This window comes from Pseudomonas siliginis, assembly GCF_019145195.1.
Lineage (GTDB): Bacteria > Pseudomonadota > Gammaproteobacteria > Pseudomonadales > Pseudomonadaceae > Aquipseudomonas > Aquipseudomonas siliginis.
Window position 1 is genome coordinate 191,939 of record NZ_JAHSTW010000006.1, and the last position, 18,280, is coordinate 210,218.

An 18,280-nucleotide genomic window follows, 5' to 3' on the forward strand; every position below is an offset into this window, starting at 1 on the left:
ACCCGCTTTCGCGGGTTTTTGGGAAATCCAAGGCCTGAACCTTGAATTTGAATTGGTGCCCAGAAGAAGACTCGAACTTCCACGACCGTAAGGTCACCAGCACCTGAAGCTGGCGTGTCTACCAATTTCACCATCTGGGCAATCATCGCAAGCGTTGCCGCTGTTGATGTGGCGCACTATACGGAGGCCTTTTTGATCTGTAAACCCCTGATTTGGTTTTAATAAATCAGTGTGAGCAAAAGCTTTCCTGCAAACGCAAAAAACCCGCTTTCGCGGGTTTTGTGTGAGTCTTGAAACTGATCTAGTCTCAAACTCGAAATTGGTGCCCAGGAGAAGACTCGAACTTCCACGACCGTAAGGTCACCAGCACCTGAAGCTGGCGTGTCTACCAATTTCACCACCTGGGCATCATCGAAAGCGCTTGTGCGTCGTCGATGGCGCGCACTATACGGAGCGTCTTTTTAACTGTAAACCCCTGCCGCAGAAAAAACTGAATTTTTTTACCAGTGGCGTTCAAAACGGTATCGGAGCGTCGATACAGGGCCTTGTCAGGCCCTTATAGAGTCGGAAATTTCCCGTTTCCCGGCGCCTATGCCAAACTAACCCGCATATAGACAAGGTGAAAACTCTCTAATGGCCGATTGGCAGTCCCTCGATCCCGAGGCCGCTCGTGAAGCGGAAAAATACGAAAACCCTATTCCCAGCCGCGAACTGATCCTGGCGCACCTCGCCGATCGGGGTTCGCCTGCTGCCCGCGAGCAACTGGTCGAAGAGTTTGGTCTGACCACAGAAGACCAGATCGAGGCCCTGCGCCGCCGCTTGCGCGCCATGGAGCGCGACGCTCAACTGATCTACACCCGCCGTGGCACTTACGCGCCGGTAGACAAGCTCGACCTGATCCTCGGCCGCATCAGCGGTCACCGTGACGGTTTCGGCTTCCTGGTGCCGGACGACGGCAGCGACGACCTGTTCATGAGCCCGGCGCAAATGCGTCTGGTGTTCGACGGTGACCGTGCGCTGGCCCGGGTTTCCGGGCTCGACCGTCGTGGTCGCCGTGAAGGCGTGATCGTCGAAGTGGTTTCCCGCGCTCACGAAACCATCGTCGGCCGCTACTTCGAAGAAGGCGGCATCGGTTTCGTCGTTGCCGACAATCCGAAGATCCAGCAGGAAGTGCTGGTCACCCCGGGCCGCAACGCCAATGCGCAGATCGGTCAGTTCGTCGAGGTGAAAATCACCCACTGGCCAACGCCGCGCTTCCAGCCGCAAGGCGATGTGGTCGAAGTGGTCGGCAACTATATGGCGCCGGGCATGGAAATCGACGTTGCCCTGCGCACGTACGATATTCCGCACGTCTGGCCTGAGGCGGTTGTGAAAGAAGCCGCCAAGCTCAAGCCGGAAGTTGAAGAAAAAGACAAAGAAAAGCGCATCGACCTGCGTCATCTGCCGTTCGTCACCATCGACGGCGAAGACGCCCGCGACTTCGACGATGCGGTCTACTGCGAAGCCAAACCGGGCAAGCTGCGTCTGTTCTCCGGTGGCTGGAAGTTGTATGTGGCGATTGCCGACGTTTCCAGTTACGTGAAGATCGGCTCGGCGCTGGACAACGAAGCTCAGGTTCGCGGCAACTCGGTGTACTTCCCCGAGCGCGTGATTCCGATGCTGCCGGAGCAACTGTCCAACGGCCTGTGCTCGCTGAACCCGCAAGTCGATCGTCTGGCCATGGTTTGCGAGATGACCATCTCCAAGTCCGGCGAAATGACCGACTACTGCTTCTATGAGGCGGTGATCCATTCCCACGCTCGTCTGACCTATAACAAGGTCAGCGCGATGCTGGAAACGCCGAAGGCTACCGAAGCGCGCAAATTGCGCGGCGAGTACACCGACGTCGTGCCGCACCTCAAGCAGCTCTACGCGTTGTACAAGGTATTGCTGGCCGCCCGTCACGTGCGTGGCGCGATCGATTTCGAAACCCAGGAAACCCGGATCATCTTCGGCTCCGAGCGCAAGATCGCCGAAATCCGTCCGACGGTGCGCAACGATGCGCACAAGCTGATCGAAGAGTGCATGCTGGCGGCCAACGTGGCCACTGCCGAATTCCTCAAGAAGCACGAAATCCCTGCGCTGTATCGCGTTCACGCTGGTCCGCCGCCAGAGCGTCTGGAAAAACTGCGCGCGTTCCTCGGTGAGCTCGGCCTGTCCCTGCACAAAGGCAAGGACGGTCCGTCGCCGAAGGATTATCAGGCTTTGCTCGCGAGCATCAAGGATCGTCCGGATTTCCACCTGATCCAGACTGTGATGCTACGTTCGTTGAGTCAGGCGGTGTACAGCGCTGAAAACGATGGCCACTTCGGCCTGAATTACGAAGCCTATACCCACTTCACTTCGCCGATCCGTCGTTATCCGGACCTGCTCACGCACCGCGCGATCCGCAGCGTGATCCATTCGAAACAGGACACCCCGCACGTTCGTCGTGCCGGTGCGATGACCATTCCGAAAGCGCGCATCTATCCGTACGACGAGGCGGCGCTGGAGCAGCTTGGCGAGCAGTGCTCGATGAGCGAGCGTCGTGCCGACGAAGCGACCCGTGACGTGGTGAACTGGCTCAAGTGCGAGTTCATGAAGGATCGCGTCGGCGAATCGTTCCCGGGCGTGATTACCGCCGTTACCGGCTTTGGTCTGTTCGTCGAACTGACCGATATCTACGTCGAAGGCCTGGTGCATGTCACCGCGCTGCCGGGCGATTACTATCACTTCGATCCTGTGCATCACCGCTTGGCGGGCGAGCGCACCGGTCGCAGTTTCCGTCTTGGCGACACCGTTGAAGTGCGGGTCATGCGCGTCGACCTCGATGAGCGCAAGATCGACTTCGAGATGGCCGAGAAAACCATCAGCGCGCCGATCGGTCGCAAGAAACGTGGCGCCGAACCCGCTGCGCCTGCTGCCAAAGCTGCGGAAGAAAAGGCTCCAGCGAAAACCGCCAGCCGTCGTCCGGCCAAGGAAAAGGTCGCCGAAGCCTATCGCCCGAGCGATGCCGTGGCGAAAAACGCCGAGCTGCGCAAAAGCCGTGAATTGAAGAAGGCCTTGCTGGCCGATGCGAAAAACGGTGGTAAAGCGGCGTCCGGGGGAAAGACCGGACGGTCGGCGCCTGACAGGGCGACCGACGGCAAGCCAGCCAAGCCGAGCAAACACCGTAAGGGCCCGCCAAAAGCGGGTTCCGCTCCAGCCAAAAGTGGCGGGGCGCGTAAACCGAAGGCGAAGTCATGAGTCAGTTGGAAAAGATCTACGGCGTTCACGCGGTAGAAGCGTTGCTGCGTCACCACCCCAAGCGCGTCAAACAGATCTGGCTGGCGGAAAGCCGCAACGATCCGCGCGTGCAGACGCTGGTCGAGCTGGCCAACGAAAACCGTGTTCAGGTCGGCCAGGCCGAGCGTCGCGAAATGGACGCCTGGGTTGAAGGCGTGCATCAGGGCGTTGTCGCTGAAGTCAGCCCGAGTCAGGTCTGGGGCGAGGCAATGCTCGACGAGTTGCTCGATCGCACCGAAGGCGCGCCGCTGTTGCTGGTGCTCGACGGCGTGACCGATCCGCACAACCTCGGCGCCTGCCTGCGTTCGGCCGATGCGGCCGGTGCGCTGGCGGTGATCGTGCCGAAAGACAAGTCGGCCACGCTGACCCCGGTGGTGCGTAAAGTCGCCTGCGGCGCGGCGGAAGTGATTCCGCTTGTGGCCGTGACCAACCTGGCGCGCACGTTGGAAAAACTCCAGCAGCGCGGTTTGTGGGTAGTCGGCACCGCTGGTGAAGCCGAGGTCAGCATCTATGACCAGGACCTGACCGGCCCGACCATCCTGATCATGGGCGCCGAAGGCAAAGGCATGCGCCGCCTGACCCGCGAGCATTGCGACTATCTGGTGAACCTGCCGATGGCCGGCAGCGTCAGCAGCCTCAACGTATCGGTTGCCACTGGCGTGTGTCTGTTCGAAGCCCAGCGCCAGCGCGGTGCAAAAGCCAAGGCTGCCGCGAAGAAATAAGCTTCACGCAATCAACTGTGGGAGCGAGCCTGCTCGCGAAGAGGGAGTGTCAGTCGACGTCATTGTTGGCTGGCAGGCCGCATTCGCGAGCAGGCTCGCTCCCACATTCGTTTACGGTGTCTTGAAGATCGGTGATTGTTCAAATATTCACCAATTGCCTTGCGCGCCCGCAGTCCCTTCTCTACAATTGCGCCCCTTGCTGTGACGGCAGGCACGCATGTGCCCCGCGCCAGCAAGTCCATAAGTGTCATTCACTCCTTGTCTGACCGTTTTTGAGCGGCAGGCTACAACCCGTAAGGAGCATTCATGCGTCATTACGAAATCATCTTTCTGGTCCACCCGGATCAGAGCGAGCAAGTCGGCGGCATGGTTGAGCGTTACACCAAGCTGATCGAAGAAGACGGCGGCAAAATCCACCGTCTGGAAGACTGGGGCCGTCGTCAACTGGCCTACGCAATCAACAATGTTCACAAGGCTCACTACGTGATGCTGAACGTTGAGTGCACTGGCAAGGCCCTGGCCGAGCTGGAAGACAACTTCCGCTACAACGATGCAGTGATCCGTAACCTGGTCATCCGTCGCGACGAAGCCGTTACCGGCCAGTCCGAGATGCTCAAGGCTGAAGAAAACCGCAGTGAGCGCCGTGAGCGTCGCGACCGTCCTGAGCACGAAGGCGCCGAAGGCACCGACAGTGATGACAGCGACAACAGCGATAACGCTGACGAGTAATCCACGGACCTTATTAAGGAGCCTATCAAATGGCACGTTTCTTCCGTCGTCGTAAATTCTGCCGCTTCACCGCTGAAGACGTGAAAGAGATCGATTACAAAGATCTCAACACTCTGAAAGCCTACGTATCCGAGACCGGCAAAATCGTTCCAAGCCGCATCACCGGTACCAAAGCTCGTTATCAGCGTCAGCTGGCCACCGCTATCAAGCGCGCCCGCTTCCTGGCCCTGCTGGCCTACACCGACAGCCACGGCCGCTGAGACCGGGCAGTCGACAAGTAGCAAAGGATTGAATGCATGCGCGCCTTAGCTGAGTTCATCATGCGAGGCCGAATGCAGGCCACTCTCGTGGTGGCCGGATGTGCAACATTGCCGTTGTTGTATTGGTTGGGTGCTGCCGCCGGGAGCCTTGTGCTGCTGCGGCGCGGATTGACGGACGCCCTTGGCGTTCTGTCGCTGGGACTGCTGCCGGCCTTGATCTGGTGGCTGTATGCCGACGACCCACGGGCACTTCTGGTGCTGCTGGGGTCTTCGGGGCTCGCGTTGGTTTTGCGCGCAAGCGAATCCTGGGTCCGCACGCTGCTGGTCAGCGTAGTGATCGGAGTGGTGTTTTCAGTGGTGCTCGGGGTCGCGTTTGCGGCCCAGATCGAGATGCTTGCACAGGCCCTTATAAAGGTCATGCCGGCACTTCTCGGTGAGACCTACAAGCAATTGTCGGTCGATGAGCAAGCGCGTTTCGCGTCCCTGATTGCACCGGTCCTGACCGGACTGATTGCGGCCTTGTTGCAGATCGTCAGCGTGCTGAGCCTGATTGTCGGGCGGCATTGGCAGGCGTTGTTGTACAACCCGGGTGGTTTCGGTCGCGAGTTTCGCGCCATCCGCATCCCGCTGGGGCCGGCGATGTTACTGCTGGCGTTGATGCTTCTGGGCCCGAATCTCGGTGCACAGATGGCCATGTTGACGCCGTTGTGCAGTGTACCGCTGGTGTTCGCCGGGCTGGCCCTGATTCACGGGCTGGTCGGGCAGAAGCGACTGGCCGGTTTCTGGCTGGTGGGGTTGTACGTCACGCTGCTGTTGTTCATGCAGCTGATCTATCCGTTGCTCGTGGTTCTGGCCATTGTCGACAGCCTGATTGATTTTCGCGGTCGTCACGTGTCGAAAGACACCGACAGCGCGAACGGTGAAGGTTAAAAGTTAGAGGATTTTCACATGCAACTGATCCTTCTGGAAAAAATCGCCAACCTGGGCAACCTGGGCGACAAAGTAAACGTTAAGGCCGGTTACGGCCGTAACTACCTGCTGCCTTTCGGCAAGGCTACCGCTGCGACCGCTGCCAACCTGGCTGCGTTCGAAGAGCGTCGCGCCGAGCTGGAAAAAGCCGCCGCAGACCGTAAGGCATCGGCTGAAAGCCGTGCTGCCCAACTGGCCGAGCTGGAAGTGACCATCACTGCCACCGCTGGCGACGAAGGCAAGCTGTTCGGTTCGATCGGTACTCACGACATCGCTGACGCACTGACCGCCTCCGGCGTTGAAGTGCAGAAGAGCGAAGTTCGTCTGCCGAACGGCACCATCCGCAACGTGGGTGAATTCGACGTGGCCGTGCACCTGCACGCCGAAGTTGAAGCCACCGTACGCGTTGTCGTGGTAGCAGCTTAAGCAACACGGATCGGCTGGCGGCTTGTCCGTCAGACGGTTAACATCGGGCACGATCCTGTTTACAGGTCGTGCCCTTTGTCTTTCTGAATTCCCTGCTTTTCACTAATACTCAAGTGGCCATGAACGATATCTCCGCTCCCGAGCAATACGATCTGCAAACCGCTGCCCTGAAGGTGCCGCCGCATTCCATCGAGGCTGAACAGGCTGTACTCGGTGGTCTGATGCTGGACAACAACGCCTGGGAACGCGTGCTCGATCAAGTCTCCGATGGCGATTTCTATCGACATGACCACCGTCTGATCTTCCGAGCGATCGCCAAACTGGCCGATCAGAACTCGCCGATCGACGTCGTGACCCTTGCCGAACAGCTGGACAAGGAAGGTCAGACGTCGCAAGTCGGCGGCCTCGGCTATCTTGGCGAACTGGCGAAAAACACCCCGTCCGTCGCCAACATCAAGGCCTATGCGCAGATCGTCCGCCAGCGTGCGACGTTGCGCCAACTGATCGGCATCAGCACCGAGATCGCCGACAGCGCCTTCAACCCCGAAGGCCGCACCGCCGAAGAGATCCTCGATGAAGCTGAACGGCAGATCTTCCAGATCGCCGAAGCGCGGCCGAAGACCGGCGGCCCGGTCGGCGTCAACGAGCTGCTGACCAAGGCCATCGACCGGATCGATACCTTGTTCAACACCGCCGACGCCATCACCGGCCTGTCTACGGGTTACACCGACCTCGACGAGAAGACCAGCGGCTTGCAGCCGTCCGACCTGATTATCGTCGCCGGCCGTCCGTCGATGGGTAAAACCACCTTCGCGATGAACCTGGTGGAAAACGCCGTGTTGCGCAGCGAGAAGGCTGTTCTGGTTTACTCGCTTGAGATGCCAGGCGAATCGCTGATCATGCGTATGCTTTCTTCGCTCGGCCGAATCGACCAGACCAAGGTGCGTTCCGGCCAGCTCGAAGATGACGACTGGCCGCGCCTGACGTCAGCGGTCAACCTGCTCAATGATCGCAAACTGTTCATCGATGACACCGCCGGTATCAGCCCTTCGGAAATGCGCGCGCGGACCCGGCGTCTGGTGCGTGAGCACGGCGATGTAGGCTTGATCATGATCGACTACCTGCAACTGATGCAGATCCCCGGTTCCAGCGGTGACAACCGCACCAACGAGATTTCCGAGATCTCGCGATCGCTGAAAGCGCTGGCCAAGGAATTCAACTGCCCGGTAGTCGCCCTGTCGCAGCTCAACCGTTCCCTTGAACAACGCCCGAACAAACGCCCGGTCAACTCCGACTTGCGCGAATCCGGAGCGATCGAGCAGGACGCCGACGTGATCATGTTCGTTTATCGCGACGAGGTGTATCACCCGGAAACCGAGCACAAGGGCATCGCCGAAATCATCATCGGCAAGCAGCGTAACGGCCCGATCGGGTTTATTCGGCTGGCGTTCATCGGCAAGTACACGCGCTTCGAAAACCTCGCGCCGGGCAGTTACAACTTCGACGACGACGAGTAACAGCAGACCGGATCATCCGGCCTGCTGTCGTGGTCGGCTTCAATCGGCCAAAACTGCCGTCTCGCTGCTTGCGGTTGTTTCGACTCCGTCACCGGGGCGAATTTCCTCGCGGGTCAGTGCCTGGATCAGCGTCGCTTCGCTGATGGCCAGCTGTGCTGTGACGTCATTGGTTTGCGCCTCATATTCGATTTGGGTCAGGGCTTTTGTCGCAGACTGCGCGTCCAGTGCGGCCTGTTGCTGTTGATAGGGCTGACGTGCGACGTCGAACCGGGACGAGTATTTGTGCGTGATGAAGTCCTGCCAGAAGTCCATCGATACCAGAGCCTGAAACTCTTCAGGGGAGTCGTTCAAGGCGATGACCTTTCGGTAGGCCACTTCCAGCATCGGCGATGTAACTCTGGCCATGCCGATAAAGGACAGTGTCTGCGGCTGAAACGGTAACTGCAGCCGATCCTTGAGCCCAAAGCGGTAGGCCATCGTCATCTCGTGCGGGTCGCGCAAGCGCAGCTGATGGATATTGCGCTCGCTCGCTGAAGTTTGCGGATCGTCGACGATTGCCCTGCTCGCAGCGATTTCGGCTGCGGCCAGATCATCGACCTGTCTGAGTCTGAACAGGCTTCTGGACAGGTCCACCAATCGAGCACCATCGCCGTCTTGCCTCGCCTGCATGCGCGCCTTGTGCGTCATGGTCAGTACTTGCATGTCTGTAAACGTGGCTGCGGCAAGGTCAGTGCAGCCAGCCTCGCAGGCGCGATCAAAAACGTCTCTGCGCAGAGCGCGTGTCTGCACGCTGTTCTCGCTGATCGCATCGACCACGTCCCAGATCTGTCGGCGGAAATCGGCATGGTGGGCGAGCTTGGAAATGATGTTGAAAAAGCCATCTGAGCCCTCCTGTGCTTTAAGCCTGTTCAATTGCTCGGCGCGGATCATCGCCTCGTTTGCCGTCATGCCGACGGTCAACTGCGGATAGACCGAAACAGAGTTCGTTACCACTGCTTGCGGGCGGGCTGCCGAAACAGAAGTCGTCAGCAGGTTCAATGGATTGTAGAGCGATGCGGAGGAGCGGTTCAGCCATTCACCATAGACGGCCAGGCGTTCTCGTGTGTATGCGCTCAGGGGATTACCGCTTATCTGAGTGCCACTGTTGACCTGGATCGAATGCGTCAGGCGATCCGCTGCCGGTGCGACGACGAAGTCGGGCAGGCTGGTGATCCGGTTGTTGTTCAGATGGATCTTGCCCAGCAGAGGCTGATCGAACAGTCCGGTTGGCCAGCTTTCGATGCCGGTATTGGACATGTCGACCTCGCGCATGTCAGTGATCGCACTGAAATCCGGACTCACGCTCAAGTGCGGGTTGTCGTGAATCCACAAGGCCCTCAGAGTGGTTCTCCCGGCCAGTATCTGCGCGGTCTCGGCGGTGAGTTCCAGTTGATTACCCTGCAGGAACAACCGCGTCATCCCGTGCATCTCGCCGATCGCCGGAGGGAGATCCCTGAGTCGATTGTTCGCCATGTTCAGCCAGCGCAAATGCCGGAAGCGGGTCAGGAAACCTTCCGGGGATTCGGTGAGATTCATGTTGTTGAGTCTGAGTGAGCCGACATGGCTGAAGTCGCTGCTCAGATCCGGCAGGGTTGGCAGTGTCAAACCGCTCAAATCCAGTTCAAGACCTATCGGCGTGCCGTCGAAGGCGTGTTGCTCGGGCGTTTCACGTCGCCAGCAACTGATGATCCGGTCCCGTGCCTCGATGCGCTCATTGCGGGTTTGAGTGTTGGCGTGCAATTGATTGACGCGGATATAGCGCAGGCGATTGCTGCCTCCGGAAAATACCCAGTCATCCAACTGGTTTTTCAGCACGGCGAAATCCTGCTCGAGCACCAACAGCCTGGTCGCGACAGTGCCCTTGTCATGGCTCCAGATAAAATCCCGGCAGGCCTTGATGCTTTTGCCGGGAAACAGTCTTCGGTAGCGTTGCGCTCGCGAGTTCTCAGTATCGAATACGGCGGGGTGGGCTGGAGTCATCAACTCGGGATGCAGTTCATTGAGTCTTCGCCAGTAGCCATCGAACTTTCTCCAGTAAGGCGAAGGGAAGTCGTTGCCCTCAATCAGCGTGCGGTTGTTGATCCGCGCGACCACGGCCAATTGATCGGCAGGCGGGTTGATATGCGCGTCGGGGACGTTGCGCAGTTTATTGTTGCTGAGGTCGACGCCGGTCAAGTTGGTCTTGTCAGCCAGCCCGAGGGGCCATTCGCTGATTCCGGTGTTCCTCAGCTCCAGTGTCTGCAGCCCGGACATTGCGCTGAAATCGGGCGGTATCTGCAGTGGGTTGTCAGACAGTTTGACGGTAACCAGCTGATGCAATGCACTCAATGCACCAGCGCTGTGCTCATCGAGTTTTATCTGGTTTTCAGTCAGATTGAGGTGGGCGAGCCGGCTCATCCCGCTGATGGCTGCGGGCAATTTTTTCAGGCCGGAGCGGGTGATCGTCAGAATGTCCAGATCAGGCAACCGCGACAGGAACGTGTCGGCAGTGTCGGACCAGACGACGTTATTGAGGATGAGCATTTTCAACCGACTGAAGTCGGCAGTCAGTGACGGTAGCGGTCCGTTCACTGCTGGCAGCATGAGCGACGTCGATTCCTGGAGCCAGCAGTCCTTGATAGTCCGGGCAATGTTTTCTGCCCGAAGCTTTTCCTGGCCGGCGGCGCTGGATGCTGCCGACGTGCTGTCGGCGACGTAAGCCTGCAGCTGTGCGTCGAGCACTTTGAACTCCTCGAAACGCTGGCTGACCGTGGCTTGCGCACCATCCCCCAGACCGATCAGGTATTCCCGGGTAGTTTGCGGGGTTCTCTCTGGATGCATCTGCAGCAGCATGGCGACTTCTGGAATGTCGCCATCAATCCGGAATGCATCCGTGCGTGCGCCGGTATTCAGTGCCGGGTATTCGGCCGTAACCCGCTGCCAATAGACTTCCAGCCGCCGCCAATAATCGCTGGCGAAGGGATTGCCTTCGATCAGGGTGACGCGGTTGATATTGGCGATGGCGAGCAACTGATCACTCGCCGGATTGATGATCGCCTGCGGAATTTCGCGCAATCGGTTGTCGCGCAGATCGATTGACTCTATCGCTAGCTGATCTCGCAGCCCCGTTGGCCATTCATCCAGCCCGGTGTTGCGCAGATTCACGGTCTTGAGCTGGAGCATGCCGCTGAAGTCCAGGGTCTTGCCCAGCGGGTTGTCCGACAGATCAAGGTTTTCCAGTTGGCTGAGCGAAGCCAGCTCGCCGGCGGTTTGCTCGCTCAGTTCAATGCGGTTCGCTCGCAGGTTCAATTCCTTGAGGCCGGGCATCTGCGTGAGGTTCGCCGGCGGTGTATCGAGCGCCGAAGCGTTGATTTTCAAGCGCTCAAGGGCTGTGAACCGCTTGAGAAAAGTTTCGCACCCCGCCGACCATGCCACTGCCTGCAAGTGCAGCGTACGTACATGGCTGAAATCTGCCGAGAGCGCAGCGATGCCAGCGCCGCCAAGATCCAGCTGCAGCGTTGTTCCCGTCTGCCGTTTCCAGCAACGCTTGATCTCTTGCGCGGCGCGCTCCACCGAGGGATGGGCCGCCCCGCCGGCCAGCGTACTGGTCTTCAGCCACGTCGCGAGTTCCAGCTTCAAGGTCTTGTATTCAGTCTCGACACGGGTCAAGAAGCCTTGTACATCGTCGCTGTGGGGGCTCAGCAGCGTGCGGATCTGCTCGCTGTCCAGAGAGGGATAAAGTTTTCGCAGTCGCGATTGTGGCGTGCGCAGTCGGTTGATCGCGGTGTTGAGTCGTTCCCGCAGCCCCGGTGAAGCCGGTTGGTCGGGACTGCCACGCTGCATTCCGCCGGCTCCGCCGACTACGATGCCTTGCCAGCCCTGACGGGCATCGAACACCACAGGCTCTGATCTGCCAGGGCGCGTAGCGCTGTAGATGTTGTCGACGTCGGCGGCGACAGGATCTTGCGGGCGAACGATGCGCATCACGTCGGCCAGAGGCGTCGATGCATCGGAATCGTACAGGACCTGATAGCCGTGATTATCGATCACTGCATAGAGCTTGCCGTCATGGCGGTGCAGCCCGTCGCTGTCGGGTGAGCTGGTGCTGAAGTCGAGCGGCGTACGAAACGCCTGCAGACGCGCCCCCGATAAAGCGAAGGTGCTTGGTTGCGAAAACTCCAGCGCATGCCATCGCCCATTCTCGGGGTCGTGCAGCATCAGCGGTCCGGAGGGTGTCGATTCACTGGCCAGCCTGGCGCGCCAGAGGCCGCTCTGCGCATCCTTGCCCACCTGCACGAAGCCACCATCGGTCATTTCCACGTAATGGCGGCCCTTGAATGTTCTCAGGCCTTCAGCGTCGGCATCGGGCAAGCCGATCGTTGCACTGAGCCGGTAATGCTCAGGCGGATGGCCCACATGAGCGAAGGCGTCATGCATTGAAGCAATCGCCTGCACCGTGACATTGGGAGCAGGAACGATCGCATCAGGATCGATACCGTCTGTGAGCCTGTTCGCGCGGATTGACGGGCCGTTCAACGTGGTCGGATCCAGGCCGGGGCGCGGGGTCAGGTTGAGGCGTGGCGGGGGCGTATCCATGGATGTGTCCGGTCGAATATGTGAATGACCGGGAAGCGTCACTTTCGACGGCGGTTTGCTTGGCATGTCTTACATTCCTTGTAGTCGTTGCACGGTAGCTTCTTCAGCGGAAGCTGCCGGCCTGTTCGGCGTCATTGCCTGAGGCTGTGTCATCGGGTGAGCGGAGGCGGCGGCCAGGTCGAAGATTTTCTGCGCTGTGCGTCCATCGAGATATTCGCGCCAGACAGGTTGATGCGGCCGCTGCGCCAGTTCTTCCCTGCGCTGCGATTGAATACCCCTGCTGCTTTGTTCAAGGGTTTTCAGATGCGCGCCGCGCACGTTGAAATTCAAGTCCGGGGAATCCTGTCTCGCATAATGAAAATGTGCGTGCCAGAGGGGATCGTGGGTATGTGCATCGGTGACTAGATAGATGTCGAGATATTGCCGGTCCGAACCCTTGCCACGTTTCAATCGGCTCTCGATTTTCCGGGCATTCACGTGGCCCTTGTCGATCAGGTACAGCAGTCGGTCGACGTTCAGAACATGCTTGTCCTTATAGATTCGCAGGCGGATGTTTTCGCCCTCATTGCGCAGACGTTCACTGGCGTCCTGCAGGCGCCGAATCAGCGCGGCGTTCTCATCATGGGCCAGTTCCGCCCGCTGCAACTGCAATACGGTGTCATCCATTGCCCCGGCGCTGCTTTCGAGCATCTCGACAATGTTGTCCGGATGGTTTCTTTGTCGTTCTTCGTGGAGGGCAGCGCGGACATGCGCGTCGACACGGTCAAGGTGCCGAGTGGCTTCGGCAACCAATGACGGCAAGCTCCTCTGCGGCGTTGTCCGCGGCGAACGCCATTCACCGCGTCCTCGGTCATAGGTCTGTGACGGCTGCCTGGGATTGTGGAGGTTGCGAACCTCAATCACCTCTTCGTTTTGCGCGGTGCGTCGAGACTCGCCGACATTGAGCTTGTAGACGCCGTTTTTCTTTGCCCGAAAGATGAGCTTGGGCGGCGGTTGGAGACCGCTTCTGTCCTGGGCCGGAATGAACTCGAAATCAATGTTCTGCTGGTCGAACGTCAGCACCGGACGGTCAGCCTGATGGAGGAGCTGGTTCAAGCGGCCTACCAGCGTCTGCTCGAATATTTCGATTTCCGCAGTGATCTCCCTGCGTGAAGTGGCGTGCTGCTCCCCCGGTGCCAGATCAAGGCGTTCGAACCAGTGGCGGATGGCTGTGCATTCCTGGAACAGGTTATTCAATACGGCAGGGTGGGAAACCTCGGGAACTGCGCCAAGCGCTCCGTAAACAAAGGTCAACTGACCAAAGCGGGTGGCCAGTTCCGATGCCAGAGGGGCGTTGCCGGCCGATTGTGGGTTATCCAGCATCAGACTTTTGGTCAGGACCCAGGAGGCAACAACGTTATGGGTGTCCATTGGTGAAAGAACATCCGCGCTGAACTCGTCTGGAGAGACCCGCCATTTGTTCACCAGATTGTCGGCGATTTGCTGGCGCTCTTTCAGATGACTCAGCATCCTGCCCAGAACGTTGACTGTTCGCGGAAGCCGCTCCGGGTCGAGGTCGATCATCGGACCCTCCAGGGCGTGGCGCGTCAAGCCGCATTCGATCAGTTGCTGATAGGCGAGCATCTGTTTTTTTTGCAGCCTGATTATGTTTTCCAGATAAGCGTCCTGCTTCATGAAGCGCTTGATCGAGGATTTTTGCTCCTCGTAGTATTTCAGCGCCTTTCCAAGGTGTTTCAGTTCTTTGTGGCAGTGAACCTCGCGATCAAGCAGCGCAATTGTTTCGCGTCGAACGGTTTGCGCATGCTCTCCCTGCGCGTTACTCGCCTCCAGCCAAGCGTTTATCAGCTGTTCACGTTTATCCTGATCCTGCTTGATCCGCTTGTTGATACCCTCGAGTGCGACTGTCACCTCCAGGTGCAGCCATAAGTCTGAGGGTCGCGCCGCTGCGCCTCTCGGCATTCCGGCTACACCTGTCAAGGAGGTTCCGCGCCAGCCGGATTGAGCATTGAAAGTAATCGCTTCCGACCTGCCGGGACGTGATGCGACGTAAACGTTTGTCGCATCGGCAGCGATCGGATCTTCAGGACGAACGATGCGCATCACCGCTCTGTGCGGTGTCGAGGCGTCGAGATCATGCAGAACCTGATAGGCGTAGCTCTCGATCTGCACATAGAGTTTGCCGTTGAAGCGCAACAGGCCATCGCCGTCCGGCTCGACCGTGCTGAAATCCAGATCGGTGCGAAACGCCTCCAGCCGGGTCGTGGACAAGGGGTAGGTGGAGGGCGCCGAGGTGTCGATGGGCTGCCAGAGACGGCTGTCGGTATCGAAGCGCAATAGCGGTCCCGACGCGTGCAATTCGCTGGGCAATTTTGCCCGGTAGAAACCGCTGGCCGAGTCCAGACTCACCTGTACGGTGCCACCCTCCGGTACCTGGACATACTGGCGTCCATTGAGCGTCGACATGCCTTCGGCATCGGCCGCCGGCAGCACAACCAGCGAAGTGATCCAGTAATCCTTCAAAGGGCGGTCGTGCACAAATGCAACAGATTGCGCTACCGCCGCCGTTCTGACCGCCGCCCGCGCAGGCATGGGGATAATGTGGTTGAGCACGTGATCGATCGCTGTTGCGATCGTTGTCGTCGGGCGCGTGGGAATCCTGAGCCCCGACGTGCCATCGAAGGACAGGGGGAAACCAGGCCGGGTTAGCGAATAATCGGGTCGCGGATTATGGACCGAGACGGTAGTGATGCCTCTGATTGGCGGTTTGGGTGACATTGCCTGTCTTCCTTTACGTTGAATGCCCCGCTACTCCCGAGGGAGTGCTGCGGGCGGGCGGCTTCCTTGCCGTTTTGGTGCGTCGTACGCTCAGCGAAAACGCGTGATGTGTCGCGGGCTGGCTGCGCGAGACCAGCTCGCAGAGAAACCGACCACCGTCGTCGGAATTGGTCAAAATTTGTGCTATATTCCGCGCCCGCGATTTTTCACTTCAACACCGGTCGTCGACATGCAAGCAGCCAAGCCGTTATTTGACTATCCAAAATATTGGGCCGAATGTTTCGGGCCAGCGCCATTCCTGCCGATGAGCAGGGAGGAGATGGATCAGCTCGGCTGGGATTCTTGCGACATCATCATTGTTACCGGTGATGCCTACGTCGATCATCCGTCGTTCGGCATGGCGATCATCGGCCGGCTGCTGGAGTCGCAAGGCTTCCGCGTCGGGATCATCGCGCAGCCGAACTGGCAGTCCAAAGACGACTTCATGAAGCTCGGCGAGCCGAACCTGTTCTTCGGCGTCGCGGCGGGCAACATGGACTCGATGATCAATCGTTACACCGCGGACAAGAAAATCCGTTCCGATGACGCGTACACCCCCGGCGGCATGGCCGGCAAGCGTCCGGATCGCGCCAGCCTGGTTTACAGCCAGCGCTGCAAGGAAGCCTACAAGCACGTGCCGATCGTGCTCGGCGGCATCGAAGCCTCGCTGCGCCGCATCGCCCACTATGACTATTGGCAGGATCGTGTGCGCAACTCGATCCTGATCGACGCCAGCGCCGACATTCTGCTGTACGGCAACGCCGAGCGCGCGATTGTCGAAGTTGCCCAGCGCCTGTCGTGGGGCCACAAGATCGAAGACATCACCGATGTGCGCGGCACCGCGTTCATCCGTCGCGACACGCCACAGGGCTGGTACGAAGTCGACTCCACGCGCATCGACCGTCCGGGCAAGGTCGACAAAATCATCAACCCGTACGTGAATACCCAAGACACCCAGGCCTGCGCCATCGAGCAGGAAAAAGGCCCGGTCGAAGATCCGCAGGAAGCCAAGGTCGTGCAGATCCTGGCCAGCCCGCGCATGACCCGTGACAAGACCGTGATTCGTCTGCCGTCGATGGAGAAGGTGCGAAACGACCCGGTTCTGTACGCCCACGCCAACCGCGTGTTGCACCTTGAAACCAACCCGGGCAACGCCCGTGCGCTGGTGCAGAAGCATGGCGAGCTCGATGTCTGGTTCAACCCGCCGCCGATTCCGATGACCACCGAAGAAATGGACTACGTCTTCGGCATGCCTTACGCCCGTGTGCCGCACCCGGCGTACGGCAAGGAGAAGATCCCGGCGTACGACATGATCCGTTTCTCGGTGAACATCATGCGTGGCTGTTTTGGTGGCTGCACCTTCTGCTCGATCACCGAGCACGAAGGCCGCATCATCCAGAACCGTTCCGAAGAGTCGATCATTCGTGAAATCGAAGAGATCCGCGACAAGGTGCCGGGCTTCACCGGGGTCATTTCCGACCTCGGCGGCCCGACTGCGAACATGTACCGCATCGCCTGCAAGAGCCCGGAAATCGAATCCGCCTGCCGCAAGCCGTCGTGCGTGTTCCCCGGTATCTGCCCGAACCTGAACACCGACCACTCGTCGCTGATCCAGCTGTATCGCAGCGCCCGTGCCCTGCCGGGTGTGAAGAAGATTCTGATCGCTTCCGGCCTGCGTTACGACCTCGCCGTCGAGTCGCCGGAATACGTCAAGGAGCTGGTGACTCACCACGTCGGCGGTTATCTGAAGATCGCCCCGGAGCACACCGAGGAAGGTCCGCTCAACCAGATGATGAAGCCGGGCATCGGCAGCTATGATAAGTTCAAGCGCATGTTCGAGAAGTACACCAAGGAAGCGGGCAAGGAGCAGTACCTGATTCCGTACTTCATCGCCGCCCACCCGGGCACCACCGACGAAGACATGATGAACCTTGCTCTGTGGCTCAAGGGCAATGGCTTCCGCGCCGACCAGGTGCAGGCGTTCTACCCGTCGCCAATGGCCACCGCCACGGCGATGTACCATTCGGGCAAGAACCCGCTGCGCAAGGTGACGTACAAGAGCGACGGCGTGACCATCGTCAAGAGCGAAGATCAGCGTCGTCTGCACAAGGCGTTCTTGCGTTATCACGACCCGAAAGGCTGGCCGATGCTGCGTGAAGCGCTGATCCGCATGGGCCGCGCCGATCTGATCGGCCCGGGCAAGGATCAACTGATCCCGGCGCATCAGCCGGCCACCGACAGCTACCAGAGCGCCCGTCGCAAGAACTCGACGCCGGCCGGCAGCCACAAGGTCGCCAAAGAGAAAACCACCAAGATTCTCACCCAGCACACCGGTCTGCCGCCGCGTGCCAGTGATGGCGGTAATCCGTGGGACAAGCGTGAACAGGCCAAGGCTGCGGCATTCGCCCGCAACCAGCAGGCGGCCAAGGAGCGCAAGGATGCGGCGAAAGGCAAAGGGCCGAAGCCGACACGCAAGCCGGTCGTGCCGCGCTAAACACTGCTTGAGCTGAACAGAACGCCAACCTTCGGGTTGGCGTTTTGCTGATCGTTCCCACGCTCCGCGTGGGAATGCCTCTCGGGACGCTCCGCGTTCCAGCCGTTACTCGCAGTATTGTCGAACATGGTCGTGACGCGGAGCGTCACGGGCTGCATTCCCACGCAGAGCGTGGGAACGATCAAGTTGCTGCCGCTGGCCTCTTCGCGAGCAGGCTCGCTTCCACAGGGGGAACGCATTCCAAATGTGGGAGCGAGCCTGCTCGCGAAAGCATCCGATCAAACACAGCAAGAATCAGCGTCCGCAACATTTGCGTGCAACTGAGCCAAACCATTTCCTCGCATCGCCCGGTTTTGGTGCTGTACTGCCTTGAGCATTTCGCGAAAGCGCGCAAGCCTGTGCATGGCATAAGTCTTGCGCGCTTTCCCATAC

The 18,280-nt window shown here is 59.3% G+C and carries 10 protein-coding genes and 2 tRNA genes; 8 read left to right on the top strand and 4 right to left on the bottom strand.

Annotated features, from left to right (window positions below):
- Positions 1-53: 53 nt before the first annotated feature.
- Positions 54-140 (bottom strand) — tRNA-Leu (locus KVG87_RS13925).
- A gap of 180 nt (positions 141-320) precedes the next feature.
- Positions 321-407 (bottom strand) — tRNA-Leu (locus KVG87_RS13930).
- A gap of 226 nt (positions 408-633) precedes the next feature.
- Between KVG87_RS13930 and rnr the strand changes: the two genes are divergently transcribed.
- The 7 genes from rnr to dnaB all read left to right on the top strand — a co-directional run bounded on the left by rnr (position 634) and on the right by dnaB (position 7,926).
- Positions 634-3,264, top strand: coding sequence for a ribonuclease R (gene rnr, locus KVG87_RS13935; RefSeq protein ID WP_217851193.1), 2,631 nt, complete (start codon positions 634-636; stop codon positions 3,262-3,264).
- On the top strand, positions 3,261-4,025 hold the full coding sequence (gene rlmB, locus KVG87_RS13940) for a 23S rRNA (guanosine(2251)-2'-O)-methyltransferase RlmB (protein ID WP_024011372.1): 765 nt from the start codon (positions 3,261-3,263) through the stop codon (positions 4,023-4,025). Before rnr ends, rlmB begins: the two co-directional genes overlap by 4 nt.
- Positions 4,026-4,331: 306 nt before the next feature.
- Positions 4,332-4,754: a 30S ribosomal protein S6 gene (rpsF, locus tag KVG87_RS13945; protein ID WP_016771938.1), complete on the top strand. Its 423-nt coding sequence runs from the start codon at positions 4,332-4,334 to the stop codon at positions 4,752-4,754.
- Positions 4,755-4,783: 29 nt separating this feature from the next.
- Positions 4,784-5,014 (top strand): 30S ribosomal protein S18, encoded by a 231-nt coding sequence (gene rpsR / locus KVG87_RS13950; RefSeq protein ID WP_002551829.1) that lies wholly within the window; start codon positions 4,784-4,786, stop codon positions 5,012-5,014.
- 36 nt (positions 5,015-5,050) lie between these two features.
- Positions 5,051-5,944 carry a hypothetical protein gene (locus tag KVG87_RS13955; RefSeq protein ID WP_016771937.1) on the top strand — a complete coding sequence of 298 codons (894 nt, stop codon included), beginning with the start codon at positions 5,051-5,053 and terminating at the stop codon, positions 5,942-5,944.
- An 18-nt stretch (positions 5,945-5,962) separates the two neighbouring features.
- Entirely contained in the window at positions 5,963-6,409 is a 447-nt protein-coding gene (gene rplI, locus KVG87_RS13960; protein WP_003221136.1) for a 50S ribosomal protein L9, read from the top strand.
- A 119-nt stretch (positions 6,410-6,528) separates the two neighbouring features.
- Positions 6,529-7,926 carry a replicative DNA helicase gene (dnaB, locus tag KVG87_RS13965; RefSeq protein WP_016771936.1) on the top strand — a complete coding sequence of 466 codons (1,398 nt, stop codon included), beginning with the start codon at positions 6,529-6,531 and terminating at the stop codon, positions 7,924-7,926.
- 39 nt (positions 7,927-7,965) lie between these two features.
- Here the strand turns inward: dnaB and KVG87_RS13970 are convergent, their stop codons facing one another.
- Together KVG87_RS13970 and KVG87_RS13975 are read right to left on the bottom strand one after the other, a co-directional pair.
- Positions 7,966-12,606 (bottom strand): NEL-type E3 ubiquitin ligase domain-containing protein, encoded by a 4,641-nt coding sequence (locus KVG87_RS13970; RefSeq protein ID WP_225930880.1) that lies wholly within the window; start codon positions 12,604-12,606, stop codon positions 7,966-7,968.
- Positions 12,607-12,609: 3 nt separating this feature from the next.
- Complete coding sequence (locus tag KVG87_RS13975) at positions 12,610-15,315, bottom strand: hypothetical protein (RefSeq protein ID WP_217851195.1); 2,706 nt, start codon at positions 15,313-15,315, stop codon at positions 12,610-12,612.
- A gap of 229 nt (positions 15,316-15,544) precedes the next feature.
- Here KVG87_RS13975 and KVG87_RS13980 point away from each other — a divergent pair, with 229 nt between their 5' ends.
- Complete coding sequence (locus tag KVG87_RS13980; RefSeq protein ID WP_016771932.1) at positions 15,545-17,848, top strand: YgiQ family radical SAM protein; 2,304 nt, start codon at positions 15,545-15,547, stop codon at positions 17,846-17,848.
- Positions 17,849-18,280 lie beyond the last annotated feature (432 nt).

What these genes read in the sequence shown, in the direction of transcription:
- rnr (WP_217851193.1), top strand. Translation starts at nt 634, where the DNA reads ATGGCCGATTGGCAGTCCCTCGATCCCGAGGCCGCTCGTGAAGCGGAA.
- rlmB (WP_024011372.1), top strand. Translation starts at nt 3,261, where the DNA reads ATGAGTCAGTTGGAAAAGATCTACGGCGTTCACGCGGTAGAAGCGTTG.
- rpsF (WP_016771938.1), top strand. Translation starts at nt 4,332, where the DNA reads ATGCGTCATTACGAAATCATCTTTCTGGTCCACCCGGATCAGAGCGAG.
- rpsR (WP_002551829.1), top strand. Translation starts at nt 4,784, where the DNA reads ATGGCACGTTTCTTCCGTCGTCGTAAATTCTGCCGCTTCACCGCTGAA.
- KVG87_RS13955 (WP_016771937.1), top strand. Translation starts at nt 5,051, where the DNA reads ATGCGCGCCTTAGCTGAGTTCATCATGCGAGGCCGAATGCAGGCCACT.
- rplI (WP_003221136.1), top strand. Translation starts at nt 5,963, where the DNA reads ATGCAACTGATCCTTCTGGAAAAAATCGCCAACCTGGGCAACCTGGGC.
- dnaB (WP_016771936.1), top strand. Translation starts at nt 6,529, where the DNA reads ATGAACGATATCTCCGCTCCCGAGCAATACGATCTGCAAACCGCTGCC.
- KVG87_RS13970 (WP_225930880.1), bottom strand. Translation starts at nt 12,606, where the DNA reads ATGCCAAGCAAACCGCCGTCGAAAGTGACGCTTCCCGGTCATTCACAT.
- KVG87_RS13975 (WP_217851195.1), bottom strand. Translation starts at nt 15,315, where the DNA reads ATGTCACCCAAACCGCCAATCAGAGGCATCACTACCGTCTCGGTCCAT.
- KVG87_RS13980 (WP_016771932.1), top strand. Translation starts at nt 15,545, where the DNA reads ATGCAAGCAGCCAAGCCGTTATTTGACTATCCAAAATATTGGGCCGAA.